This window comes from Halorubrum tropicale, assembly GCF_001280455.1.
Classification (GTDB): domain Archaea; phylum Halobacteriota; class Halobacteria; order Halobacteriales; family Haloferacaceae; genus Halorubrum; species Halorubrum tropicale.
Genome location: NZ_LIST01000001.1, coordinates 579,936 through 603,086, shown reverse-complemented (window position 1 = coordinate 603,086; position 23,151 = coordinate 579,936). Strand labels below are relative to the sequence as shown.

Below are 23,151 nucleotides of genomic sequence, written 5' to 3'. Positions count from 1 at the left end.
GGGGCCCGACCGACTCAGGCCAGGTCGATCGACGCGCTGTCGTCGTCGCGGTCGAACGAGACCTCGAGGACGCCGTTGTTGAACGTCGCGTCCGCGGAGTGCTCGTCGACGGGGGCGGGGAGCTCGACCGTCTCGTCGTACTCGCGCCGGTCGGAGACCGCGGAGATGGTGAGCGCCTCGCCGTCGCAGCGCAGCGAGAGGTCGTCCTTCGAGACGGCTGGGAGGTCGGCGACGAGACGCACCGACTCCTCGGTGGTGTACGCGTCGACGTGGGTGTCGGAGCCGAACCCGGCGTCGTCGGCCGACGGAGCGTCCGCGTTGGCCATCTCGTTCATCATCCGCTCGATCTCCTCGAAGAAGTCTCCGAACGGATCGTCGCGGTCGTCTCTGTCCATACCTTCCGTGAAGTCGGTGACCCCGATAAGCCTTCTGTCGGTCGCCGTATCGGCCCCTATCCGCCTCGCGCCGGGGGTCGACGGCCGACGTCGGGCGACGGCGCTCGGTCGACCGCGCCGGCGATAGGCGATACCGGGCGTAACAAATTCTAACGATTATGACGGTCTCGGCGCGACTGGGCCGGATTTAAGTAGTTGCGTCTCGGCTTTTTCGAACATGAGTAAATCGTATCTGTCTGCCGGTGACGACGTGAGCGACGACGAGGTCGTGCGGGTGGGGCTCAACGGCTTCGGTCGCATCGGGCGCAACGTGTTCCGCGCGGTGGTGGAACACCCGCGGATCGAGCTCGTCGGGATCAACGACGTGATGGACTTCGACGACATGGGGTACCTCGCGAAGTACGACACCGTCATGGGCCGGCTCGACGGCGTCGAGCGCGACGGCGACGAGCTGACCGTCGGCGGCACGTCGGTCCCGCTGTTCAACGTCCAGGACCCCGCGGACCTCCCCTGGGACGAGCTCGACGTCGATGTCGCCTTAGAGTGTACGGGGGTCTTCCGTACCCGCGACGACGCGAGCGCGCACCTCGACGGCGGCGCGGACACCGTGATCATCTCGGCGCCCCCGAAGGGCGAGAAGCTGGTCAAACAGCTCGTCTACGGCGTCAACCACGACGAGTACGACGGCGACGACGTGATCTCGAACGCCTCCTGTACCACGAACTCCATCACGCCGGTCGCGAAGGTGCTCGACGCGGAGTTCGGCATCGACGCCGGCACCCTCACCACCGTCCACGCCTACACCGGCTCCCAGAGCCTCATCGACGGCCCGATGAGCAAGCGGCGCCGCGGGCGCGCCGCCGCGGAGAACATCGTCCCAACGTCGACGGGCGCCGCGGGCGCCGCCCAGAAGGTCCTCCCGCAGCTCGAGGGGAAGATCGACGGGATGGCGATGCGCGTCCCGGTCCCGACCGGCTCGATCACCGAGTTCGTCGTCAGCCTCGACGAGACGGTCACCGAGGAGGAGGTCAACGCCGCCTTCCGCGACGCCGCGGACTCCGGCCCGCTCGCGGGCGTCCTCGGCTACACCGACGAGGAGGTCGTCTCCTCCGACATCGTCGGCCTCCCCTTCTCCAGCTACGTCGACCTCCAGTCGACGAACGTCGTCGCCGGCGGGAAGCTGCTGAAGATCCTCACCTGGTACGACAACGAGTACGGCTTCTCGAACCGGATGCTCGACATGGCCGCGTACGTGCGCGACGAGGCGTAAGCGCGGCCTCCCGTCCGACCCCGAACCGCTTCCCGACGGCACCGCAGCCCAGGAGCGCCACCGCTTAAGTGACTCATCGACGACCGTTCACCCATGCCAGCCTTCGACACCATCGACGACCTCCCGGCAGACAGTCGCGTCCTCGTCCGACTGGACCTCAACTCCCCCATCGAGGACGGCGACCCGCAGGACAACCGCCGGTTCGAGCGCCACGCCGAGACCGTCCGCGAGCTGGCCGACGCCGGCCACCGCGTCGTCCTCATGGCCCACCAGGGGCGGCCCGGCCGCGACGACTTCACGTCGCTCGCCGGTCACGCCGACATCCTCGCCGACCACGTCGGCCGCGACGTGGCGTTCGTGGCCGACACGTACGGCGAGGCGGCGCTGGACGCCATCGACGCGCTCGGCCCGGGCGAGGTCCTCTTACTGGAGAACACCCGGATGTGCGACGACGAGCTCCCGGAGGCGTCGCCCGAGGAGAAGGCCGAGACGGAGTTCGTTGAGACCCTTGCTCCGCGCTTCGACGCGTACGTCAACGACGCCTACTCGGCGGCGCATCGGAAACACGCCTCGCTGGTCGGCTTCCCGCTCGCCCTCCCCGCGTACGCGGGCCGCGTGATGGAGACCGAGTACGAGGCTAACACCGCCATCGCGACCCGTGAGTTCGACGGCCCGGTCACGATGGTCGTCGGGGGGACGAAGGCGACGGACGTGATCGGCGTGATGGACGCCTTGGACGACCGCGTCGACCGCTTCCTCCTCGGCGGCGTCGCCGGCGAGCTCTTCTTACGCGCCGCGGGGCACCCCGTCGGGCGCGACGTGGGAGAGATGGACCTGTTCGACGAGCAGTGGGAGGGGAACCGCGAGCTGATCGAGTCGGTCCTCGACGAGCGCGGCGACGCGGTTCGGCTGGCGAGCGACCTCGCGTACGAGGGGGCCGACGGCGACCGCGCCGAGGTCGCCGTCGACGACATCGAGGAGAAGCGGGAGGCGTTCCTCGACGTGGGCGCCGCGACGGTCGCCGACTACGAGCCGGCGATCCGCGAGTCCGACGCCGTCTTCGTGAAGGGCGCGCTCGGCGTCTTCGAGGACGAGCGGTTCGCCGACGGCACCGTCGGCGTCCTCGAGGCCATCGCCGAGACTGACTGCTTCTCGGTCGTCGGCGGCGGCGACACCTCGCGGGCCATCGAGATGTACGGCCTGAGCGAGGACGACTTCTCGCACGTCTCCATCGCGGGCGGCGCGTACATCCGCGCGCTGACGGGCGAGCCGCTCCCGGCGGTGGAGGTCCTGGAGGCGGCGGCGGACCGGTAGGCGGGAATCGGTCCGGAGACGGGGCGAATTACTCCTCGACGTCCAGGTCGAACTGCTCGTTTTCCGTGACCGCGTTGAGGACGACGCTCGTGTTCGACTCGCGGATGTCCGCGTCCGTGAGGATCGACTTGATCTGGTCGTTCATGCCGTCCGTGTCGGTGAACTTCCCGATGGCGATCACGTCGTAGTCGCCGGTGACCTCGTAGACGCTCACCATCTGCTTCTCCTGGCGCAGCTTCTCGGTGACGTCCGGCAGCGCGCTCCCCTCGACTTTGAGCTGGAGCACCGCGGTCACGTCGTAGCCGAGCTTGTCGTAGTCGACGACGGGCGTGTACCCGCGGATCACGCCTTCCTCTTCGAGGTCGCGGAGGTGGTTCGAGACGGTCGTCACGGACACGTCGAGCTCGTCGCCCAGGCTCCGGAGGCTCGCGCGGCCGTTGCTGAGCAGCGAGTTGATGAGCTTCGCGTCGAGGTTTTCGTACGTCATCACACCCAACCACGCTTTCGGGGGTTTAGAATTTTACGAACGTCCAGCAGTTTTGCCTGTCCGGCGGTTCATGCGCCAAGCGATAAGGCCTTTATACTGGCAGATAACGAATCAAACGTCCAGAACATGACGGACGAACAAGCGAAACCGGACGGCGGCCTCACGGCCGAGGAACAGGCTGTACTCGACGAGATCGAAGAGAAGAACGTCGACTTTCTGCGGCTACAGTTCACCGACATCCTCGGCGTCGTGAAGAACGTCTCCGTGCCCGCCCACCAGGCGGAGAAGGCGTTCACCGAAGGCATCTACTTCGACGGCTCCTCCATCGAGGGGTTCGTGCGTATCCAGGAGTCGGACATGCGGCTCGTCCCCGACCCCGACACGTTCGCGGTGCTCCCGTGGCGCAGCGACGGCGACGGCGACAGCGGCGCCGCGCGGCTCATCTGTGACATCGTCGACACCGACGGGGAGCCGTTCGCCGGCGGTCCGCGGCAGGTGCTGAAAAGCGTCCTCGCCGAGGCCGAGGAGATGGGCTACTCCGTCTCGATCGGTCCGGAGCCGGAGTTCTTCCTGTTCGAGAAGGACGAGGACGGCAACGCGACCACGATCCCGCACGACAACGGCGGTTACTTCGACCTCGCCCCGAAGGACCTCGCGTCCGACGTGCGCAAGGAGATCATCTTCACGCTAGAGGAGATGGGCTTCGAGATCGAGGCCTCGCACCACGAGGTCGCCGAGGGCCAACACGAGATCAACTTCAAGTACGACGACGCGCTCTCGACCGCGGACAACATCGCGACGTTCCGCGCCGTCGTCCGCGCCGTCGCCGAGCAGCACGACCTCCACGCGACGTTCATGCCCAAGCCCATCGCCGACATCAACGGCTCGGGCATGCACAGCCACATCTCGCTGTTCGACGAGGACGGCAACGCGTTCGCCGACGACGACGACGAGTTCAACCTGAGCGAGACCGCGTACCAGTTCATGGGCGGCATCCTGAACCACGCGCCCGCGTTCACGGCCGTGACGAACCCGACCGTGAACTCCTACAAGCGGCTGGTGCCCGGCTACGAGGCGCCGATCTACGTCGCCTGGTCCGACACGAACCGCTCGGCGCTCGTCCGCGTCCCCGACGCCGCGGGCGTCTCCGCGCGCTTCGAGGTCCGCAGCCCCGACCCGTCCTGTAACCCCTACCTCGGGATGGCGTCGCTCATCGCCGCCGGCCTCGACGGGATCAAGACCGGCGCCGACCCCGGCGACCCGGTCCGCGAGGACATCTACGAGTTCGACGACGAGAAGCGCCAGGAGTACGGCATCGAGACGCTGCCGCCGAACCTCGGCGCCGCCGTCGAGGAGTTAGAGGCCGACGAGGTGCTCCAGGAGGCGCTCGGGCCCCACACCTCCGAGAAGTTCGCCGAGGCGAAGTCCCAGGAGTTCAGCGAGTACCTCACACAGGTGTCGCAGTGGGAGGAGGACCGCTACCTGGAGACCTTCTGAGGCGACGGCGCGGCCGCTCGGCGCACGGCACTCGTTCGACTCGCCCTCGATTTTTTGCGGTTCACCGCCACGCTCCCCGACAGGTCTCTGTACGTCCGGTCGGGCCGTCGGGACGCGTGAGAGAACGTTCGCGACCGCTCAGGCCGTCCGCCCCGCGTATCGGGGCAGCGCCGGTAGCGCGACGACGGCGACCACGGCGGCGGTGGTCGCGACCAGCGTCACGGGGAGGGTCCCCGCGAGCGCGTCGGCGCCGACCCAGAGCCCGCCCGTGACCGCCAGCGCCGGGACCGCGACCCGGACCGGGACCGCGGGCTCGTCGCCCTCGACGAGCCGCCAGCCGACCGCGCCGCCGGCGCCGGTGGCGATCCCGACCCCCGCCTCGACGACCTTGCCGGTGTACCCGCCGGCGACGGCGACGGCCAGCGCGCCGGCCGAGACGACCGCCGCTAGGAGGAACGCCGGCGCGGGGTTCAGGTCGGCGGTGGGGCCGGCGGCCGTCTCCGCGCTCGCCGAGCGGCGGACCCGCGGGTCGCCGGCCAGCCACAGCGCGACGGCGACCGTCCCCGCGCCGACGGCGAGCCCGGCGAGCACGTCGACGAGGAAGTGTACCTCGATGACCACCCGCGAGGCCGCGACGGCGACCGCGACCGCCCCGGCGGCGAAGTAGCGGGCGCGGTCCGTCCAGAGCCGGTCGTACAGCAGCGCCAACGCGAGGTACGCGGCCGCGCCGCCGGTGGCGTGGCCGCTCGGGAATCCGAACCCGTCGGAGAGCACCTGCGCCTCGTACCACCCGGTCAGCAGCGCGGGGAGCCACGTCGGCACGTCGGCGGGCGGCATCGCGCCGGGCGGCCGGGGGACCGCGAACCACGCCTTGCCGAGCGCCGTCGCGGCGTACGCGCAGGTGACGGCCGCGATGGCGGTCGCGCCGGCGCGGCGCGGCGACCCCGCGACCCCCTCGCTCGCGAACCAGTAGCCGACCGCGAGCAGCGCGAAGAGGAACCACGGGTCCGCCAGGTGGGTGACGGCCGCGAAGAGGACGACGACGAACTCGGGGAGGGCGTCGACGACCGCGATCTCGCCGAGCCCGCGGTCGGGGGCGACGATCCCCGTCACGGGTCGGTCACTCCGGGAGGCGTCGACGGCGCGGCGGTCGCCGCGTCAGTCATCCCCGCGGCGGCGGGCGTAGTCGAGCGCCTTGCCGGGCGTCTCGATCAGGTTGAGGCCGATGCCGACGACGACGAATATCGTGTACAGCCCGAGCGTCGACAGCCCGAGGACGACGATGGCGCCGACCGCGTAGATCCCCTGTAGCGATGTCAGCGCCGCGAGCGTCAGCACCGTCCCGTACAGCAGCACGAGGTACGGTCCCCAACCGCGGGCGTGACCGCGCCGCATCCGCGAGCGGACGTACCGCTTCAGCTCCGACTCGACCTCCGGTTTGTCGACCGTGCGGCGTTCCACGTCGTCCTCGAACTCGTCGAGCTGCGACCGCAGCTCGCGGACCTCCGCTTCGAGGGCGGCAACGTCCGGCGCGCCGCGCGGCCGTTCGCCGTCGTCCCCGTCGGGGTCCGACTCGCCGTTCATACCCGTGGGTCGGTCGCGGTCCTGTTGTAACTGCCGGTCCGCGGCGTCGTTCGGGAGGCCGGCGGGCCCGACCTCGCGCTCGTACGGGCGGCCGTCGCCGGCGCCCCCCCGCTCGGCGAGCACGACGTTGACCACGCCGCCGAGGACGACGACGACCGCCGCGAGGTACAGCCAGGTGACGAGGAGGAGGATCCCGCCGATGACGCCGTACGCCTGGTACTGCGCGGCGCCCGCGGCGTACACCTGGAACCCGGCCTGAAGCAGCGTCCAACCGACGGCCGCGAACGCCGCGCCCGGCAGCGCCTCGCGGACGCCGACCGCCGGCTGCGGGAGGAGGTAGTACATCGGGAGGAACACGACCGCGAGGAGGACGGGCAACGCGAGGACGCTCGCGACCTCGACCAGCGGGAGCGCGTCAGCGGCCGCGACGAACGCGCCGACGGCGACCATCGCGCCGAGGCCGAGGCCGACGCCGACGACGACCGAGGCGGCGTCGGCGACCTGCTTGAGGAACCCGGGCGTCTGGTCGCCGCCGTACAGCGAGACGAACGCCGTGTCGAGCCCGCGGAACACCTTCAGCGTCGACCAGAGCAGCACGCCGACGCCGAGCAGGCTCGCGCCGGTCCGGCCGCCGGCCGAGGAGACCGCGAGGACGACCGCCTCCTCCCCGGCCGGCGTGAGGAAGTCACCGGTCGCCGCGACCAGCTGCGCGGCGATGGTCTCGCCGAAGACCGCGGTGGCGACGACGACGAGCAGCAGGAGCGCGGGGACGAGCGAGACGAACGCGTAGTAGGCGATGGCCGCGGCGAGGAACGTCACCTGGCGGTCGACCGCGAGGTCGGCGACGCGCCGGACCGTGCCGAACGCGCTGCGCGAGTGTCGGGACACGCCCGGCAGTTCGACCGAGGGCGACAAAAACCAGCGGGTGCCGGCCGCGCGACGGGGTCCCCGCCGAGGCCGGCGTCGTCAGTCCGCGTCCTCGCCGAGGACCGCCTCGCGCATCTCGGGGATCGAGGCCGTGCTCTTGACCGCCGTGCCGCGGTAGTGCGCGCGGCTCGCCTCGTGGCCGGCCCCGCGCAGGCGCTCGACGAACTCGTCCATCCCGATGGCGGGCTCGCCCCACTGCTTGTACAGCCGGTGCTGGTCGTAGTGGGTGGGGGTGTCGAGCTCGCGCGCGACGGTGCCCAGGAGCTTACGCGCGCGTTTCGCCTCGCCCATGTCGTCGGTCACCTCGCGGCGGACGGCGCGCGCGAAGTCGGGGTCGGCGACCGGCCCGAGCCAGATCGGGCCGGCCGTGAGGACGCGGTCGCCCCCGCACTCCGGACAGGCGTCGACCGGGTCGGCGACGTGCCCCGGCGTCGCCGCGCGCCAGAGGCAGTCCTCGCAGTGGTCGACGTACCCGACGCCATCGAGGCAGTCGTCCGCCGCGCGGGCGCCCGACTCCAGTTCGAGGTAGGTCCGCGCGTAGTGGCGGGAGACGTGCGAGAGGACCGGCGTCGCCGCCTTGTCGTAGCGCGCGGCGGTCCGGACGAGCGCCGAGATCAGCGTCCGGAGCCCCATCTCCGGGTGGTAGTCGGTGTTCCGCGGGACCGCGCCGTACTTGCGGATGCCGCTCTGGAGGTGGGCGCCGCACAGCGGCGCGGTGTCGGTGGCGGTGACGCAGACCAAGTTGCGCCCGTTCGCGAACGCCGCGTCCGCGAAGGGGATCGGCGTGCCGTACGGGTCGAGGTCGACGACGTCGAACGGGCCCTCGTCGTACAGCAGGGCGTTGACGTCGCGGTGGACCGCCTCGCCGTCGAGGTCGTTGGCGTCGAGGTTCGCGGCGGCGAGTTCGACCGCCTCCTCGTCGACATCGGCGCAGGTGACCCGGTACCCCTCGGCGGCCGCGCGGACGCCTCGGATCCCCGAGGCGGCCATCGCGTCGAGGTACGAGGCCGCGCGCGGCTCGCGGTCGCGGTAGGCGCGCAGCGTCGCGACCGTCACGTCGCGGTTCAGCTCCTGGGTCGGGTTGAAGAAGACGCCGCCGCCGGTGCCCTCGCTGGCGCCGTCGCGGGCCTCCGGGACGGAGACAGTGAGTCCGCCCTCTTCGATGTCCATACCGTCGATTCGGCCAGCCCGGGCTAAAAGGACCCCGCTCCGGGACCGGCGGGCCGCCGAAGCGCCGAACGGCGCCCGGGGACGGAGACAATGAGTGGCTTTTACGCCGTCGGCGCGGAAGGTAAACGTATGAACGGAGACGCCGCACGGGGACGGCCCGCCGCAATCGACGACGGAACGGAGGGGCGAGGATGGTAAGTCCGGCGCGAGTGGACGCGATGACCGACATCGCGTACGGCGCCCTGATCGTCGTGTCGATCGTGTTGATCGCGACGACGCAGATGAACAACGTCGCGATCGCGTTCGGGATCGGGGTGTTCGCCTCCTACGTGATCCACGTGGTCTGGAAGATGGCGCGGTTCGACCCAGACTGGATGACCCGCGAGGTGGCGGACCAAGTCGGCAAGAAGGTCGAGGAGAGCGTCGGCGAGACCGTCGACAAGGAGGTCGAGAAGACCGTCGGTGAGTCCGTCGAGAAGACCGTCGGCGAAACGGTCAACAAGGAGGTCGAGAAGACCGTCGGCGAAACGGTGAGCAAGGAAGTCGAGAAGACCGTCGAGGAGACCGTCGGCGAGAAGGTCGAGGAGACGGTGAGCAAGGAGGTCGAGAAGAGCGTCGGGGAAACCGTCGAGAAGACCGTCGGCGAGACCGTCAACAAGGAGGTCAGCGAGGTCGCCGACGACGTGAGCGACACCGTCAGCGAGGAGGTCACGGGCAAAGTCGAGGAGACCGTCGGCGAGACGGTTGAGAAGACCGTCGAGGAGAAGGTCGGCGAGGCTGTCGAGGAGAAAGTCGGCGAGACGGTGGAGAAGACCGTCGAGGAAACGGTCGGCGAAAAGGTCGAAGAGACGGTAGAGGAGACCGTCGAGGAAACGGTCGGCGAAAAGGTCGAAGAGACGGTAGAGGAGACCGTCGAGGAAACGGTCGGCGAAAAGGTCGAAGAGACGGTAGAGGAGACCGTCGAGGAAACGGTCGGCGAAAAGGTCGAAGAGACGGTAGAGGAGACCGTCGAGGAAACGGTCGAAGAGACGGTGGAGGAGACCGTCGAGAAGACCGTCGGCGAAACGGTCGAAGAGAACGACGACGAGGAATCCGAGCGGCGCGGCGAGTCGTAGCTCCTCTCGGGCGGCGACGTCCGACTTCCGTGTCGGTGGCGTAGCGCGACCCGGTTCCCCGTCGGCCGCGTATCAGAGCGACTGACGCGACGGCGTCGGCGGGCGTCAGTAGTCGCGGTCGACGACGATCACCGGGTCGTCGGTCTCGTTCGCGATGCGGTCGGCGAGCGTCCCGAAGACGTGATCGCCGAGGGTGGACTCGGGTTCGTACATCACGACCGCGTCGTAGTCGGCCGCCACGCGGAGGATCTCCTCGTCGTGCTCGTCCCCCTCGACGACCAGCGTGTCGAGCGCCGCGGCGTCGAACCCGTCTTCGATCAGGCGGTCGCGCGTCTCGGAGACGATCTCCTCGCCGCGCTCGCGGGGCTGCTCGCCCTCGACGACGTGGAACAGCGTGATCCGCTGGGTCGAGTCCTCGCTCAACACGCGGATGAACCGCGGGAGCCGTTCGAACTCCGCCACGTCCGGGAGCGGCACGAGGATACGCCGCACGCCGTCGGTCGGCGCGGGGTCGAGTTCGGCGGCGCACCCCTCGTCGGTCGCGACCTGCTGGATCGCGGCGGCCCGGTCCTTCCCGAACACCAGCCGCGTCCGGACTGACGCCCCCGCGTTGGCGAAGGCGTCGGCGACCTCGTCGAGCGTCGCCCGCGCCGCCTCGCCGAACTGCTCGCGGGCGGAGCTGGCCGGCGTCTGCTCCGGGAGGGCGTAGTGCCCGAGCACCACGACGTCAAGCGACGAGAGGTCCTCGATCAGCAGCGGCGACAGCGGCTCGGGGTCCGGGAGTTCGAGCGGCACGAGGATCGTGTCTGCCATGCGGCACGATTGGTCGGCGGGGACAATAAACGCGGAGATCCCGGGTCGAACGGACGAACCGGCGGCTGGGAGGGGCGGTACTCGACGCGAAAAGGATGTGTCGCGGAGCGCTACTCGTTTCCGAACATCTGGCGCATCATCGGGTGCATCTCCATCAGCTGCTCTTCCGCGATCTCCTCGTACAGCTTGTACGTGATAGAGACCGCCAGCAGCAGCCCGGTTCCGGAGACCTGACCGATGGTGCCGAGCAGGTTCGCCATCACGGCGAGCAGCCCGACGAGGGCGCCGCCGATGACCGTCACCTGCGGGATGTACCGCTCCATGACCTTCTCGACGACCTGCGGGTTCCGACGGAACCCGGGGATCTGCATCCCGGAGTTCTGGATCTGCTTCGCGGTCGCCTCCGGCCCCATACCGGTGGTCTCGACCCAGAAGATCGCGAAGATGGCGCCGCCGACGATCATGAACGTCAGGTCGACGGCGAGCCGGACCGCGATCATCCACGGCTCCACGGAGGCCGGGATCTCGCCGAGGAACCACATCCACTGTCCGCGGCTCTGGATGGGGTTCAGGTAGTAGAACAGCCCGGAGATGGGCTGTCCGGCGTCGCTGTACTCGCCGAGGAACGCCGGCATCCCCGCCCACTGCGAGGAGAGGATCTGGCCGAGGAACTGGATGTTCGCCTGCAGCGCGCGAACGAGGATCATCGGCAGGACGGACGCGTAGATGAGCTTCACCGGGAAGCGTCCGCGAGCGCCCTTCACGCGGGCGTGCGACAGCGGGATCTCGACGCGGACGGACTCCGCGTACACGACGATCCCGAAGATGAACACCGTGGTGAAGAGTGCCAGAATGTTCCCGGGGTCGAAGAGGAGGTTCTGGAGCCCCTCGGCGGTGAACGGCGACATCGACACCGGCACGTTGCCGAAGATGACGCCGTACCAGCTCGCGAAGAAGCCGGACGCACCGAGCGCCGAGAAGCTGAAGAAGCCGCCGACGATCTGCTGGCTCACCGACGCGATGATGAACAGCCCGACGCCGGAGCCGACGCCCCACTTGCTCACGATCTCGTCCATGAACAGGATGAGGATGCCGCCGACGAAGATCTGCGCGAAGATCAGCAGCTGCACGCCGAACGTGCCGATGCCAAGCGCGCTCGCGACCGCGTCGTCGGCCGGGAGGAAGCTCCCGGTGAACACCATCGGCGCCGCCGTCAGCGCCGAGACGATGATCACGAGCAGCTTCTGGAGGCCCTGATAGAGGACCTGGTCACGCGGGTCGTTCTCCGTGTCGAGCCCGAGGAGGTTCGCACCGCCCAGCAGCTGGAGGACGATGGACGCCGTGACGATCGGTCCGATACCGACCTGCAACAGCGACCCGGACGATCCGGCCAGCACCGACCGGAACTGCCCGAAGAAGTCCGACCCCTGCCCGACCGCCAACCCGAACGGGTTGATGTTGGTCAGGAAGAAGTAGACGATCAGGATTCCGGCCGTCCACGTGAGCTTCCGCTTGAACGGGACGTGCCCCGCGGGCCGCTCCACGACGGGCATCCGCGAGAGCACCGGTTCGGCGGCCTCCTTCCAGCTCATGTTACGCCTCGTCGTTCTCGTCGTCGGAAGTGTTTTCCGGTTCGTCAGCGGGCTCTTCGGCGCGCTCCGAGAGCGTCGCCTCGCCGCCGACCTCCTCGATGAGCTCGACCGCACCGGCCGTGAACGCGTCGGCCGTGACGCGGAGCTCGCGCCGGACCTGCCCGCCGCCGAGCACCTTCACGACGTCCGCCTCGTGGCCGTCCTCGACGACGTCGCGCGCGTCGAAGACGTACGCGTCGCCGTCCTCCTCGGCGAGGCCGTCCGCGGCGTACAGCGCCGCGTCCTCGTCGAGCTTCTGGACCTTCACTTCGAGGACCTCCGTCTGGGCGTCCTCGGGCCGCTTGAACCCGTGCTTGCCGAGCGGGCCGTAGTTGTGGTACTCGTGTTTCGCGCGACCGGCCGCGCCGCGGCCGCCGCGGTGACCGGCGCCGCGCCGATTCTTGTGCGTGCCGCCGCCGTGCGTGCGAGAGCCGCGCTGTCGTCGTTTCTTGCTCGTCATCGCATCGCCTCCAGGAGACTGTCGATCTCCTCGGTGGTGTGTTTCCCGAGCTCGCCGCCCTCGATCACGGGGTGTTTGATGCCCTCGTGACCGCCGCGGGGCGCGTGGAGCCGGAGCGTCGGCGAGAGGCCCTGCTCGCGCAGGGTCGTCTCCTCGTCGACGAGCGCTTCGGCCAGCGCCTCGAGGTCGGCGTAGTCGGTGTTCGATCCGATCCACTCGTCGTCGACGTCGGCCGAGCCCTCAAGGGGCTCGCCGCGCCGCGCGACGGTCCGCGCGACGGCCTCGGCGCTCGGTTCCCCGAACGCGACGACGTCGTTGACCTTCGTGATCATGCCGCGGTACGAGTCCGTCTCGGGGACGAACGTCGCGTGGTTGACGCGCCCGACGTTCAGCATGTCGAGCGTGTCCTCGACGTCGTAGTCCAGGTTGACGTCGCCGCGGAGCTGAACGATCGCCTGCATCACTCGCTCACCTCGTCGTAGTGGACCTCGCGCGCGTGCTGCGGAGTGCGGGACTGCGCCGCGTTCTCCAAGGCGTTGAACGTCGCCTTCGCGAGGTTCACCGTCGTGCGCGTGTTGCCGTCGGAGTTCGTCCAGGCGTCCTCGACGCCGGCGAGCTCTAAGATGTTGCGGACCGTCTCCGCGGCCGCGAGGCCTAGCCCCTGCGGGGCGGGCTTGATCTCGACGGTGACGGAGCCGGCCTTCCCCTTCGCCGTGCGGGTCAGGGAGTTGGTGCCGCCGGGCTGGTCCTCCCAGGACCCGGAGCCGCGGTCGACCGAGATGATGTTCAGCTTCGCGACGTCGATCGCCTTCTGGATCGCGCCGCCGACCTGGTCGTCGCGGGCCTGCGCGTAGCCGAGGTAGCCGTCGCGGTTGCCCACGGCGACGACGCAGCGGAACTTCACGCGGCGGCCGGAGTCGGTCATGCGCTGGACCATGTTGATGTCCAGCACCTCGTCTTCGAGCCCCGGGAGGAGCTGGTCGACGATCTCCGCCTCCTTCAGCGGGAGGCCGGACTCGAGCGCCTGTTCCATCGACGTGATGTCGCCGTCCTGTACCTTGCGGCCGAGTCGCGTCCGCGGTTCCCAGCCGTCGTTGTGTCTACTCATGGTCCTCCTGGATTGTCGCGAGCACGTCGTCGAAGTGCTCGGGTAGCTCGCTGGCGTCGAACTCGCCGCTGTACAGCGGCTCGTCGAGCTGCTCTGCGTAGTCGGCGATGTGTTCGCCGCGCGTGCGCGACCAGTCGGCCAGCACGTCGTCGTTGTGCGGGATATCGAGGCCCGCGTCGATCGCTCCTTCCTGTACCGCGAACGTCTTGTTGCCGGGCGTCGCCGTGTTGAGCCCGATGTCGAGGACGGCCTCGTCGAGGCCGGCGTCGACGGCGCGGGCGCCCGCGAGGAAGCCGGTGAGGTACGCGCTGGGGAGGTTGCCCGTGGGGGCGTCCCAGCCGTACTCGCCGAGCTCCTCGCTGGAGGCGGCCGCGTGGGTCTCGTCGCCGTCGGGTCCGGGGGTCACCAGCTGCGCCCTGACGTGAGCGTTGCTCACCCGGGCGACCAGGCGAGGCTTGCCCGATTTCAGCAGGCGCAACCTCTGATGGTAATCCGTCCGCACCTCGCGGCGGCGCCGCATCGGCACCTTGTATCGTGGTCCTGTCGCCATTAGTCCGTCACCTCGTAACCGTACTGCGTCTCGATGAACGCCTCGAGACGGGCGACGTCCTCGAAGTCTCCCCCGCTTGCCTTGTTGTAGAGCGTGCGGTACTCGGAGGCGTCGAGCACGTCTTCCTCGTCGCGAAGCTCCTTCAGGCGGGCCCGCTGTGCGCGGATGCGCGCCTTCCAGTCGTCTTTCGTGTTCTGCCGCGCGCCGGAGCGCCCCTTGCGGGAGCCGGCGCCGGACTGGTGTCCGTACGAGCGCTTGTCGGCGCGCTCGCGGGCGCGACCGCGCGAGTTCGTCTTCGCGTCCTTCGCGCGGATCGTTCCCTGGTCGATGAGCTCGCGGACGTCCTCGCGGGTGATCGCGTCCGCGATCTCCTCCTGTGCGTCGGGGTCGAGCCAGACGCGGCCCTTGCCGACGTCGAGCTCGTCCGCTGCGAGCCGTTTCTGCGCCTTCAGATCACTCATCGTTGACCTCCACTTCGACGTAGGTCGGGTTCAGCACGCGGATGCCGCGCTCCTCCGCCTCGTCCTCGATCAGTTCGCGCTTGCGACCGCCGACCTTCGAGGCGATCCGCACCGCCTGCGTGTCGCCGTCGACGCCCTCGAGGTCGTCCGTGTTGTGAACGCGGACCTCCTCGAAGCCGCTCGGGTGCAGGTCGCGCGACGCCTTGGGCGAGCGGAAGCCGGCCTCGACGACCGGCCCCTTCGACTTCATGCGGCGGCGCTGCTTGGAGAGCCCGCCGCGCGGCTTGCGCCACGACGTCGGGATCCGCTTTTTCTTGTGGTAGTCCTGCCGGTTGAACTGCGGTTTCCCCTCGCGGTGCTTCTGCGCGAGCGCGCGAGCGGTCTCGTCGTCCAGTTCCGGCGTCTTGTCGGCGTGGCCGCGGGGGCGAAGCTCCGTCTCGACCGCCTCGGACTCCTCGGCCTCGTCGGCCGCCTCCTCCTCGTCGGTCTCGTCTTCGATCTCCGCGTCCGCCTCCTCGTCGACCTCCAGTCCGCCGACGTCGGCCTTGATACGCGCGGCGAGCGCGTTGCCGACGCCGTCGACCTCGGAGAGCTCCGACTGGGAGGCGGCCTTCACGTCCTCGACCGTCTCGTAGCCGGCCTCGCGAAGCGCGTCCGCCTTCGAGGGACCGACGCCGCTGATGTCTTCCAGTTCGTCTGCCATTGGTTAGGCACCTCCGGTGGGCTTCTCGACGATGTACACGCCGTCCTGGAAGACGCGCGTGTCCTTGTCGGTCACCTTCGTCAGCTGTTCGATGTCGGCGGCGGTCTGCCCGACGGCCTCCTTGTCGGAGCCCGTCAGCGTGACCGTCTCGCCGTCGACCTGTACGTCCGTGTCTCCGCGGATCGGGGTGCGCCGCGCGGCGCTCTCTCCGAGGAAGTTCTCGATGACGACCTCGTCGCCCTCCACGTTCACCTGCATCGGGAAGTGGGCGTAGTACACTTCCATCGCGTACTCCCAGCCCTCGGTGACGCCGTGGATCATGTTGGCGACGTGGCTCTCGAAGGTGCCGACCGTGGCGTTGGTCTTGGCGTCCTCGTTCTCGGTCGCGATGACCACCGCGCCGTCCTCGACGGACACGTCGACGTCGGGGTACCAGAGGCGTCGCGTGACGCTTCCGTTGGGCCCCTCGACGGTGAGTTCGAGGTGGTCGGTCTCGGCGGAGACGTCGTCCGGAATCTCGATTTCGACTCTGTTCATTGTTAGTAGACGTATGCGATCACTTGGCCGCCGATGCCCGCTTCGCGGGCCTCGTAGTGGCTCATGACGCCGTGGCTCGTCGTGACGATGAGCGTCCCGTAGTCACGGGCGGGGAGGTATCGCTTCTCCCACTTCTCGAACTCGTCAGCGCCCGCCGAGTAGCGGGGCTTGACGGCGCCACACTCGTTGATCGCGCCTTTCAGTTCGACCTCGAACTTCCCGGCCTTCCCGTCGTCGACGTACTCGAAGCCGTCGACGTACCCGCGGTCGTAGAGGACCTCGAGGACGGAGCCGATGATGTTCGAAGCGGGCTCTACCGTGTACGACAGGTGGCCAACGCTCTCGGCGTTGTCCATGCCGGCGAGCGCGTTGGTGAATGGATCGTTTCCCGTCATGATCAGCTGTACTTCTCGAATCCCATGTCTCGGGCGACCTCGCGGAAGCACTGGCGGCAGAGGTTGATGTCGTACTTGCCGACGAGTCCCTGCTCGCGGTCGCACCGCCGGCACGTGTGCCGGGAGTCGGTGCGCTTCGCGGCGTGCTCGCCCGTGTCGTTGTTCGCTTCGCTCATTCGCTTACCTCGACGTCGAAGTTCGTTTCGAGGAACGCGGCCGCGTCCTCGGCTGTCATCCGGTGGCGGGCGGGGATGGTCCCCGTCGCCTTGTCGCGTTTCGAGACGCGGTAGCCGGGACGGACGATCGTTGTCGTCACGTCGAGGCCGTAGATCCCGGTGTTGGGATCGTACTCCTGGCTCGGGAAGTCGGTGTGGTCCTCGACCCCGAAGCTGAGGTTACCCGTGTCGTCGAACTGGCTCCGGCCGACGTCGACCAGGTCCAGCGCGGTCTCGAGGAACGCGTGCGCGTCCTCGCCCCGCAGCGTCACCTTCACGCCGATCGGGTCGCCCTTGCGGATCCCGAACTCGGCGATGGTGCGCTTCGAGGTGGTCCGGACCGACTGCTGGCCCGTGATCTCCTCGATGATCTGCTCGGCGTCGGCGAGGGGCTCTCCGCCCTGTCCGACGCCCATGTGGACGACGACCTTCTCGAGGTACGGCTCGCGCATCTCGTGGTCGGCGCTATCGGCTTCACTCATCCGAATCACCCGCCTCGTCGTCGTCCGTGAAGTTCTCGTCGATCACGACGACGTACTCCTCGATCGTCTCGTAGCCGCCGCCGTCGCTGGCGACGGTGACGGTGTTGTCGCCGGAGCCGAGCGTCACGTCGATGTCGTCGATCTCGCCGATCTGACCGGCGTGCTGGCCGGCGACGGCGGTGACGAGGGCGCCCTCCTCGTACTCGAAGTGGGCGACGATCTCCTTCGTCTCGTTGTCGACGACGATCGAGTCGTTCGTCTCGTAGTCCGCGTCGTCGTCCACGCGGACGTTCGTCCCGTCGTGGAGCGTCAGCTGGACGACCCCGCCGGGGACGACGGTCTTGTTCGTGATCTTCCCGAGCCGGCTGCCCGCGGCCTCCTCGTCGACGGGGGTCAGCGCGAGCCGACCGCCCTCGTCGGGGAAGACGCGGAAGTACTCCCCGCGCTCGGGGAACGCCAGGATGTCGAACATCCCGATCGGACGCTGCTCGTCCGAGATGGCGTCCCCGTTGACGAGGATCGAGTCGTTGTTCAGCGCGTAGCGCGCCTCCTTCGTCGAGTCGACGTAGCCGAGCACGTCCCGCAGCAGGACGACGAGGGGAACGCCCGCCTCGCCGTGCGGGCCCGCGCCCGCCTTCACCGTGAACGTGTTCGTCTTGCGCTCGACCGGCCAGGAGTTCGGTACTGACAGTCGCTTCTGGTGTCGCGTCATTCGTTGTCCTCCTGGAGCCGCGCCTCGCGGCGCTCGTCTTCGAGGTCCAGTTCGGTCACCCGGACGTTGCTCGCCGGGATGGGGCGGGGAACCTCCTCCCCGTCCGCCTTCTCGACGGTGACGTCCTCGACCGTGATCCGCTCGGCGGACAGGTCGACGGAGACGACCTCCGCCTCCGTGCCGGCCGCGTCGCCGCGAAGCACCTCGACGGTGTCGCCGGCGTTGACGCGGACGTTCCGCTGTCCGTACTCGTCGCGGAGATCCTCGGTGAGGGTGGCCCGGACCTGGTTCTGCCGCTCGTGGAGCGGCGCGGTCTCCGACCGTTTTCGTTGTTTGCGTGGCTGGTTCGTCATAGTTAGACGATCATCGTCGCGGTCGAGGCGATGCTCCCGAATCGTTCGGCGACCTCGCGGGCGACGGGGCCTTTGATCTCCGTGCCCCGCGGCTCCTCGAGGTCGTCGATGATGACGGCCGCGTTGTCCTCGAACTTCACGCGCGTGCCGTCCGGACGGCGGATCGGCTTGCGCTGGCGGACGACGACCGCCTCCAGCACCTGCCGCCGCATCTCCGGCGTCCCTTTGGTGACCGAGACGGTCACCTTGTCGCCGATCCCCGCCTTCGGGTGGCGGTTCTTCGTGCCGGAGTAGCCCGACACGGAGATCACCTTCAGCTCACGGGCGCCGGTGTTGTCGGCGCACGTAATCAGCGAGCCCTTCGAGAGCCCCTGCGTGACGTCGGCCTTGAGCGCCTCCATCACTGATCACCCGACAGGATCTCGACGACGACGTGGGACTTCGTCTTCGAGAGCGGTCGCGTCTCCGCGATTTTCACTTCGTCACCGACTTCGAGCGAGTCGAGCACGCCCGGCACGTGGGCCGGGATGCGCGAGCGACGCTTCATGTACCGGTCGTATTTCGGTACGAACACGTCGTACTCTCGCTCGACGATGACGGTCTTTTCCATATCCGTCGACACGACCGTTCCCTCGCGGGTCTGGCCGCGGACGGAGAGCTGCCCGTAGAACGGGCACTTCTCGTAGTCGTAATCCTCCGGGTTGTCTGGCTCCGGAGGCGTGGGTACGTCGATTCCTATCGCCATTGTGTGGCACCTCGTTCGGTGCGTTCGGCGGGCCGATGTCGCAACCGATCGCCATCCACCGTCGCGTAGACCGCGTCTTTGCACTCGCCTCGTCGGCTCGCCGGGCCCGCGCCGTCACCGTCGACGGCGCTTTCGGACCCGGACGGGCCAGACTGACGGGGGCGGACCCCCGTAGTATCCGACCCGAGTTGGGACGCGGACCCCGGCGACCCTCCGTCGCCGGCGGCTTCATCTGTGCGAGCGGTCGGCGTCTCGACGACGCCGAACTCGAACGTCGCGCCCGACTTGGGCACGCGCTTGTCCCCCGACCCCGTCCGGACCACGAGGGTGCCGAACGTCTCGTCGAGCACGCGACCCGCGATGCCCACGTGGGCGTCGCTGTCGGCGTCGACCACCCGAACCGGGAGGCCGACGAGCTCGTGTCGAACGAGCGTGTCGGGGGAGATCATCTTACTGTTCCTCGTCGTCGAAGTCGCCTTCTTCCGCCTGGATCGTCTTGATCCGCGCGATGGTCTTCTTCAGCTCGTTGACGCGGCCCGGGCTCTCCGGCATGCCGCCGGCCGCCCGCTGCGCCTTCGAGTTGAGCAGCTCGGTCTCGAGCTCCTCGAATTCGACCTGCCGCTCCGCCGCGGTCATGTCGCGGATCTCGTCGGTGTAGAGGATCGCCATTTACTCGTCCCCCTCGTCTTCCTCGTCGGCCGCCTCCATCTCCGCGACGAGGTCGGCCGCCTCGGACTCGATCTCTTCGTCGAGGTCGTCGAGCTCGTCGGCGTCGACGTCCTCGTCGACCGGTTCCTCCGCGGCGACGTCGGTCGCCTCGGCGGCCGTCTCCTGGGTCTCCTCGACGACCTCTTCGACGACCTCCTCGTCGATGACCTCCGCGGGGTCCTCGTCGGGGACGTCGACGTCGGCGTCGCCGCCCACGTCCGGGACCTCGTCGGGGTCCTCTTCGAGGAGCGACTCGACGCCCTCGTCGGCGTCGGCGTCGACCGCCGCCTGCTCGACCTCCGGGACCTCGGCGTCCTCGCGGACCTGGAAGTCGTCCGGGAGCGTCGCACCCGGCGGGATGATCTTGACGTTGACGCCGATCGTCCCGAGCTTCATGACGGCGACGCCCTGGCCGTGGTCGACGACCTCCTCTGCGGGCTCGCCGTTGTGCTTGATGTAGCCGCGGTTGAATTTCTCGACGCGCGAGCGCGCACCGGTGACCTTCCCGGACAGGACGATCTCGGCGCCCAGCGCGCCCGCGTCCATGATGCGGTCGATCGTGGTGTGACCGGCCTTCCGGAAGTACCAGCCGCGTTCGAGGGCGTTCGCGAGACGGTCCGCGACGATCTGGGCGTTCAGGTCGGGCTCGTCGACCTCCTGAACGTCGATCTGCGGGTCGTCCATGTCGAAGCGCTCCTCGAGCTCGGTGGTGATCTTGCGGATGTTCTTCCCGCCCTTCCCGATCACCATGCCGGGCTTTTCGGCCTTCAGGACGATCTGGGTGCCCATCGGCGTCTGGGCGACGTCCATCCCGCCGTAGCCGGCGCGGCCGAGCTCGTCCGCGAAGAACTCGTTGATCTGGGAACGGCGAAGGCCGTCCTCGATGAATTGGTGTTCGTCAGCCATTAGTTGTCAGCCTCCGGCTCCTCGATGATCAGTTCGACGTCCGCGAGCGTGGTGTTCCACTCCGTCGCGCCCGCGGCGCGGGGGTTCCGGCCGGGTCGCTCGCCGACCTTGTGGGGGGCCACGTGTTTGATGACCATCTCCTCGCCGTCGAACCCCTGTTCGTCGGCGTTGTTCTTGACGTTCTCCAAGAGCTTGAGGAAGTCCTTGGCGGCCTTCTCGGGGTACCGTCCCGCGTCCCAGCCGTCGACGTCGGAGCGGTGTCCCGCGCCGGCGTTGTGCTGGCGCATCGGGACGGACGACTCCTCGTCGATGACCTCCTGGAGGAACTCCTCCGCGTCGGCGACCGTCTCGCCTTTGATCTCTCGGGAGATCTCCTTGCTGTCCTTCACGCTGATGGGCCGGTCGCGGAGCATCCCCTTGGCGGTGGTCTCCGGGTCGGCCTCGACGCTGTAGTTGATTCCCATGGGTTACTTGAGGGGCACGAACTTCGAGGACCGGGTCGCGCCGATGCCGGCCTGACCGTGTTCGACGGTGCTTCGGGTGAGGTGGAACTCACCGAGGTAGTGCCCGATCATCTCGGGTTCGACCTGAACGCGCTCGAAGCTGTGTCCGTTGTACACGGCGAAGGTGACGCCGACGAACTCCGGCAGGACCGGCATGTCGCGCAGGTGCGTCCGGATCGGGTCGTCCGCCGTCGTCTCCTTGTCGCGGCTCCGGACCGTCTCCAGCAGCTTCTGCTGTTCGGTGCTGAGACCGCGAACGATGCTTCGCCGCTGGCGTGCGGGGAGCAGTTCCGCGACCTCCTCTACGTCCATCTCCTGCAGCTCGTCGAGCGAGTGACCGCGGTAGGCGAACTCCTTGCCCTCGCGGCCGGTTCGGTAGTCTGAACTCATTTGTTGCCACCTCGTCCGGTGCGCTTGGATGCGATGTCACCGACCTTGCGTCCCGGCGGGGCGTCCCGCGAGACGGACTTCGGCTGGCCGGGGTGTTGGCGACCACCGCCACCGAAGGGGTGGTCGACGGCGTTCATCGCGACGCCGCGCACGCGCGGATACTTGGTGCCGCGCGCTTTCATCTTGTGGTGCTTGTTGCCGGCCTTGACGAAGGGCTTCTCCGTCCGGCCGCCGCCCGCGACCACGCCGATCGTGGCGCGGCACTGGGGGTCGAGTCGCTTCACTTCGCCGCTGGGGAGCTGGACGACCGCGACGTCGCGGTCGTGGGTGAGAAGCGTCGCGGACACGCCGGAGGCGCGCGCGAACTTCCCGCCGTCCCCGCGGTTGCTCTCGACGTTACACACGGGTACACCCTCGGGGATCTCCGCCAGCGGGAGCGTGTTGCCCGGCTTGATCTCCGCCGAGACGCCGACCTGGATCGTCTCGCCGACGCGCACGCCTTCCGGGGCGAGCACGAGGCGACGGTCGTCGTCCTCGAACTCGACCTCCGCGAGGGGGGCCGAGCGGGCCGGGTCGTGTTCGATCCCGACGATCTCGCCGGTGATCGTGTCCACGTCTTCGAGCTTCTTGTGCGACAGTTCCGCCTTGTAACGGTGCGAGGGGGCCCGGAACGTCGGGCCGCCGCGTCCGCGCCGTTGTCCTTGGATTCGTCGTCCCATCTCAGAACACCCCGATGCGCGAGGCGATTTCGGTCGCGTCGTCGTCCTCCGACAGGGTGACGATCGCCTTCTTCTCGCCCTGCGGCGTCACCTGCGTGTTGACGTTCGCGACGCCCACGTCGTAGCGCTCGGCGACCTCGGAGGTGATCTCCGGCTTGGTCGCGTCGACGTCGACGAGGAACAGCAGCTTGTTGTTGAAGTCCATCTCGTTCATCGCCTGCTCGGTGACGATCGGATGCTCGATGATCGAGTTCATCGGTCGGCCACCTCCGCGACGGCGCTTTCGGTCCACAGCGTGAGTCGGCCCGGATGCGCGCCCGGCGCGAGGTCCTCGGCGTTGACCTCGCGAGCGGTCGCGACGTCGACGCCCGCGAGGTTGCGGGCGGCGCGGGACGGCTCCTCGCTGGTGACGACGAGGACGGACTTCGGCTGGCGGTACTTGCGGCCGCGGGCCTTCCCCTGTCCGGCGCGGACGGAGCGGCCCTCCTCGGCGCGCTCGATGTCGGCGTCGACGCCGACGGCCTCGAGGACGCCCAGGGCCTCCTGGGTCTTCTTCAGGTCCTCGAACTCGTCGCTCACGACGAGCGGGAGGTCGAGGTCCTCGTCGAACGCGTGACCGCGCTCGGCGACGAGCTCGGCGTCGGTCGTGGCCGCGATGGCCGACCGGATGGCGAGCTGTCGCTCCTTGTCGTTCAGTTGCTTCGACTGGTCCTTCTCGGCCTTCGGCGGGTGCGCGGCGCGGCCCGACACGGCGTGCGGGACGCGGCGGGCGACGTTCTCCTGTCGCGGCACGTGCGCGAGCCCGCGCCCGGAGCCGAACGACTCGGCGGGCGTCCGCAGCCCGGCGAACTCGTCTGCCCCGTAGGCCTGCTTCCGGTTTGCCTGGGCGGCGCCGACCGCGCGACCGATGAGGTCCGGTCGGAACGCGGTCTCGAAGACGGCCGGCAGCTCGATGCTGCCCGCCTCGTCGCCGTCCAGGTCGTGTACTGTTGCGTTCATTG

The 23,151-nt window shown here is 68.9% G+C and carries 33 protein-coding genes; 4 read left to right on the top strand and 29 right to left on the bottom strand.

Features of this window, described 5'->3' with window-relative positions; genetic code table 11:
* Positions 1-14: 14 nt before the first annotated feature.
* Positions 15-395 carry an Hsp20/alpha crystallin family protein gene (locus AMR74_RS02835; protein ID WP_053770540.1) on the bottom strand — a complete coding sequence of 127 codons (381 nt, stop codon included), beginning with the start codon at positions 393-395 and terminating at the stop codon, positions 15-17.
* A gap of 217 nt (positions 396-612) precedes the next feature.
* Between AMR74_RS02835 and gap the strand changes: the two genes are divergently transcribed.
* Both gap and AMR74_RS02825 read left to right on the top strand, forming a co-directional pair.
* On the top strand, positions 613-1,665 hold the full coding sequence (gene gap / locus AMR74_RS02830) for a type I glyceraldehyde-3-phosphate dehydrogenase (protein ID WP_053770539.1): 1,053 nt from the start codon (positions 613-615) through the stop codon (positions 1,663-1,665).
* Between the two features lie 93 nt (positions 1,666-1,758).
* Complete coding sequence (locus AMR74_RS02825; RefSeq protein ID WP_053770538.1) at positions 1,759-2,979, top strand: phosphoglycerate kinase; 1,221 nt, start codon at positions 1,759-1,761, stop codon at positions 2,977-2,979.
* A 28-nt stretch (positions 2,980-3,007) separates the two neighbouring features.
* Here AMR74_RS02825 and lrp read toward each other — a convergent pair whose 3' ends face one another.
* The gene (gene lrp / locus AMR74_RS02820; protein ID WP_004597351.1) at positions 3,008-3,466 is read right to left on the bottom strand and encodes an HTH-type transcriptional regulator Lrp; all 459 of its coding nucleotides are present in this window, start codon (positions 3,464-3,466) and stop codon (positions 3,008-3,010) included.
* Between the two features lie 126 nt (positions 3,467-3,592).
* Here lrp and glnA point away from each other — a divergent pair, with 126 nt between their 5' ends.
* The gene (gene glnA / locus AMR74_RS02815) at positions 3,593-4,963 is read left to right on the top strand and encodes a type I glutamate--ammonia ligase (protein WP_053770537.1); all 1,371 of its coding nucleotides are present in this window, start codon (positions 3,593-3,595) and stop codon (positions 4,961-4,963) included.
* Positions 4,964-5,101: 138 nt separating this feature from the next.
* Here glnA and AMR74_RS02810 read toward each other — a convergent pair whose 3' ends face one another.
* The 3 genes from AMR74_RS02810 to AMR74_RS02800 all read right to left on the bottom strand — a co-directional run bounded on the left by AMR74_RS02810 (position 5,102) and on the right by AMR74_RS02800 (position 8,644).
* Positions 5,102-6,076 carry a phosphatase PAP2 family protein gene (locus AMR74_RS02810; RefSeq protein WP_053770536.1) on the bottom strand — a complete coding sequence of 325 codons (975 nt, stop codon included), beginning with the start codon at positions 6,074-6,076 and terminating at the stop codon, positions 5,102-5,104.
* Between the two features lie 45 nt (positions 6,077-6,121).
* Positions 6,122-7,435 (bottom strand): YihY/virulence factor BrkB family protein, encoded by a 1,314-nt coding sequence (locus tag AMR74_RS02805; RefSeq protein WP_053770535.1) that lies wholly within the window; start codon positions 7,433-7,435, stop codon positions 6,122-6,124.
* 78 nt (positions 7,436-7,513) lie between these two features.
* The gene (locus AMR74_RS02800) at positions 7,514-8,644 is read right to left on the bottom strand and encodes a tRNA (guanine(26)-N(2))-dimethyltransferase (protein ID WP_053770534.1); all 1,131 of its coding nucleotides are present in this window, start codon (positions 8,642-8,644) and stop codon (positions 7,514-7,516) included.
* A gap of 191 nt (positions 8,645-8,835) precedes the next feature.
* Between AMR74_RS02800 and AMR74_RS02795 the strand changes: the two genes are divergently transcribed.
* Positions 8,836-9,759, top strand: a complete 924-nt coding sequence (locus AMR74_RS02795; protein ID WP_053770533.1) for a DUF445 family protein — start codon at positions 8,836-8,838, stop codon at positions 9,757-9,759.
* Between the two features lie 105 nt (positions 9,760-9,864).
* Here AMR74_RS02795 and AMR74_RS02790 read toward each other — a convergent pair whose 3' ends face one another.
* The 24 genes from AMR74_RS02790 to rpl4p all read right to left on the bottom strand — a co-directional run bounded on the left by AMR74_RS02790 (position 9,865) and on the right by rpl4p (position 23,149).
* Positions 9,865-10,572: a universal stress protein gene (locus tag AMR74_RS02790; protein WP_053770532.1), complete on the bottom strand. Its 708-nt coding sequence runs from the start codon at positions 10,570-10,572 to the stop codon at positions 9,865-9,867.
* A gap of 110 nt (positions 10,573-10,682) precedes the next feature.
* Positions 10,683-12,164 (bottom strand): preprotein translocase subunit SecY, encoded by a 1,482-nt coding sequence (gene secY, locus AMR74_RS02785; RefSeq protein WP_053770531.1) that lies wholly within the window; start codon positions 12,162-12,164, stop codon positions 10,683-10,685.
* Position 12,165: 1 nt separating this feature from the next.
* Complete coding sequence (locus tag AMR74_RS02780; RefSeq protein WP_053770530.1) at positions 12,166-12,663, bottom strand: uL15m family ribosomal protein; 498 nt, start codon at positions 12,661-12,663, stop codon at positions 12,166-12,168.
* On the bottom strand, positions 12,660-13,124 hold the full coding sequence (locus tag AMR74_RS02775) for a 50S ribosomal protein L30 (RefSeq protein WP_053770529.1): 465 nt from the start codon (positions 13,122-13,124) through the stop codon (positions 12,660-12,662). The genes AMR74_RS02780 and AMR74_RS02775 overlap by 4 nt, the downstream gene beginning before the upstream one ends.
* Positions 13,124-13,771: a 30S ribosomal protein S5 gene (locus AMR74_RS02770; RefSeq protein WP_006114456.1), complete on the bottom strand. Its 648-nt coding sequence runs from the start codon at positions 13,769-13,771 to the stop codon at positions 13,124-13,126. Before AMR74_RS02770 ends, AMR74_RS02775 begins: the two co-directional genes overlap by 1 nt.
* Positions 13,764-14,321, bottom strand: coding sequence for a 50S ribosomal protein L18 (locus AMR74_RS02765; protein ID WP_053770528.1), 558 nt, complete (start codon positions 14,319-14,321; stop codon positions 13,764-13,766). The genes AMR74_RS02770 and AMR74_RS02765 overlap by 8 nt, the downstream gene beginning before the upstream one ends.
* Positions 14,321-14,782, bottom strand: coding sequence for a 50S ribosomal protein L19e (locus AMR74_RS02760; RefSeq protein ID WP_053770527.1), 462 nt, complete (start codon positions 14,780-14,782; stop codon positions 14,321-14,323). Before AMR74_RS02760 ends, AMR74_RS02765 begins: the two co-directional genes overlap by 1 nt.
* Positions 14,775-15,485, bottom strand: a complete 711-nt coding sequence (locus AMR74_RS02755) for a 50S ribosomal protein L32e (RefSeq protein WP_053770526.1) — start codon at positions 15,483-15,485, stop codon at positions 14,775-14,777. The genes AMR74_RS02760 and AMR74_RS02755 overlap by 8 nt, the downstream gene beginning before the upstream one ends.
* 3 nt (positions 15,486-15,488) lie before the next feature.
* The gene (locus AMR74_RS02750; protein WP_053770525.1) at positions 15,489-16,022 is read right to left on the bottom strand and encodes a 50S ribosomal protein L6; all 534 of its coding nucleotides are present in this window, start codon (positions 16,020-16,022) and stop codon (positions 15,489-15,491) included.
* A gap of 2 nt (positions 16,023-16,024) precedes the next feature.
* The gene (locus AMR74_RS02745; protein WP_004597419.1) at positions 16,025-16,417 is read right to left on the bottom strand and encodes a 30S ribosomal protein S8; all 393 of its coding nucleotides are present in this window, start codon (positions 16,415-16,417) and stop codon (positions 16,025-16,027) included.
* Between the two features lie 2 nt (positions 16,418-16,419).
* Complete coding sequence (locus tag AMR74_RS02740) at positions 16,420-16,593, bottom strand: 30S ribosomal protein S14 (RefSeq protein WP_004597423.1); 174 nt, start codon at positions 16,591-16,593, stop codon at positions 16,420-16,422.
* Positions 16,590-17,114, bottom strand: a complete 525-nt coding sequence (locus AMR74_RS02735) for a 50S ribosomal protein L5 (protein ID WP_053770524.1) — start codon at positions 17,112-17,114, stop codon at positions 16,590-16,592. Before AMR74_RS02735 ends, AMR74_RS02740 begins: the two co-directional genes overlap by 4 nt.
* Entirely contained in the window at positions 17,107-17,826 is a 720-nt protein-coding gene (locus AMR74_RS02730; protein WP_053770523.1) for a 30S ribosomal protein S4e, read from the bottom strand. The genes AMR74_RS02735 and AMR74_RS02730 overlap by 8 nt, the downstream gene beginning before the upstream one ends.
* Positions 17,823-18,179, bottom strand: a complete 357-nt coding sequence (gene rplX, locus AMR74_RS02725) for a 50S ribosomal protein L24 (RefSeq protein ID WP_053770522.1) — start codon at positions 18,177-18,179, stop codon at positions 17,823-17,825. The genes AMR74_RS02730 and rplX overlap by 4 nt, the downstream gene beginning before the upstream one ends.
* A gap of 2 nt (positions 18,180-18,181) precedes the next feature.
* Positions 18,182-18,580: a 50S ribosomal protein L14 gene (locus AMR74_RS02720; RefSeq protein WP_004597429.1), complete on the bottom strand. Its 399-nt coding sequence runs from the start codon at positions 18,578-18,580 to the stop codon at positions 18,182-18,184.
* The gene (locus tag AMR74_RS02715) at positions 18,580-18,924 is read right to left on the bottom strand and encodes a 30S ribosomal protein S17 (RefSeq protein WP_053770521.1); all 345 of its coding nucleotides are present in this window, start codon (positions 18,922-18,924) and stop codon (positions 18,580-18,582) included. Before AMR74_RS02715 ends, AMR74_RS02720 begins: the two co-directional genes overlap by 1 nt.
* A complete protein-coding gene (locus AMR74_RS02710) occupies positions 18,915-19,373 on the bottom strand; it encodes a ribonuclease P protein component 1 (RefSeq protein ID WP_053770520.1) in 459 nt (152 codons plus the stop codon). The genes AMR74_RS02715 and AMR74_RS02710 overlap by 10 nt, the downstream gene beginning before the upstream one ends.
* Position 19,374: 1 nt before the next feature.
* Positions 19,375-19,593: a 50S ribosomal protein L29 gene (gene rpmC / locus AMR74_RS02705; RefSeq protein ID WP_053770519.1), complete on the bottom strand. Its 219-nt coding sequence runs from the start codon at positions 19,591-19,593 to the stop codon at positions 19,375-19,377.
* Complete coding sequence (locus tag AMR74_RS02700) at positions 19,594-20,538, bottom strand: 30S ribosomal protein S3 (protein WP_053770518.1); 945 nt, start codon at positions 20,536-20,538, stop codon at positions 19,594-19,596. It abuts the gene before it with no gap.
* Entirely contained in the window at positions 20,538-21,002 is a 465-nt protein-coding gene (locus AMR74_RS02695) for a 50S ribosomal protein L22 (RefSeq protein WP_053770517.1), read from the bottom strand. The genes AMR74_RS02700 and AMR74_RS02695 overlap by 1 nt, the downstream gene beginning before the upstream one ends.
* A 3-nt stretch (positions 21,003-21,005) precedes the next feature.
* Positions 21,006-21,431, bottom strand: a complete 426-nt coding sequence (locus AMR74_RS02690) for a 30S ribosomal protein S19 (RefSeq protein WP_053770516.1) — start codon at positions 21,429-21,431, stop codon at positions 21,006-21,008.
* Positions 21,428-22,150 (bottom strand): 50S ribosomal protein L2, encoded by a 723-nt coding sequence (locus tag AMR74_RS02685; protein ID WP_049897897.1) that lies wholly within the window; start codon positions 22,148-22,150, stop codon positions 21,428-21,430. The genes AMR74_RS02690 and AMR74_RS02685 overlap by 4 nt, the downstream gene beginning before the upstream one ends.
* Position 22,151: 1 nt before the next feature.
* A complete protein-coding gene (locus tag AMR74_RS02680; protein ID WP_053770515.1) occupies positions 22,152-22,406 on the bottom strand; it encodes a 50S ribosomal protein L23 in 255 nt (84 codons plus the stop codon).
* Positions 22,403-23,149: a 50S ribosomal protein L4 gene (gene rpl4p, locus AMR74_RS02675; protein ID WP_053770514.1), complete on the bottom strand. Its 747-nt coding sequence runs from the start codon at positions 23,147-23,149 to the stop codon at positions 22,403-22,405. The genes AMR74_RS02680 and rpl4p overlap by 4 nt, the downstream gene beginning before the upstream one ends.
* Positions 23,150-23,151 lie beyond the last annotated feature (2 nt).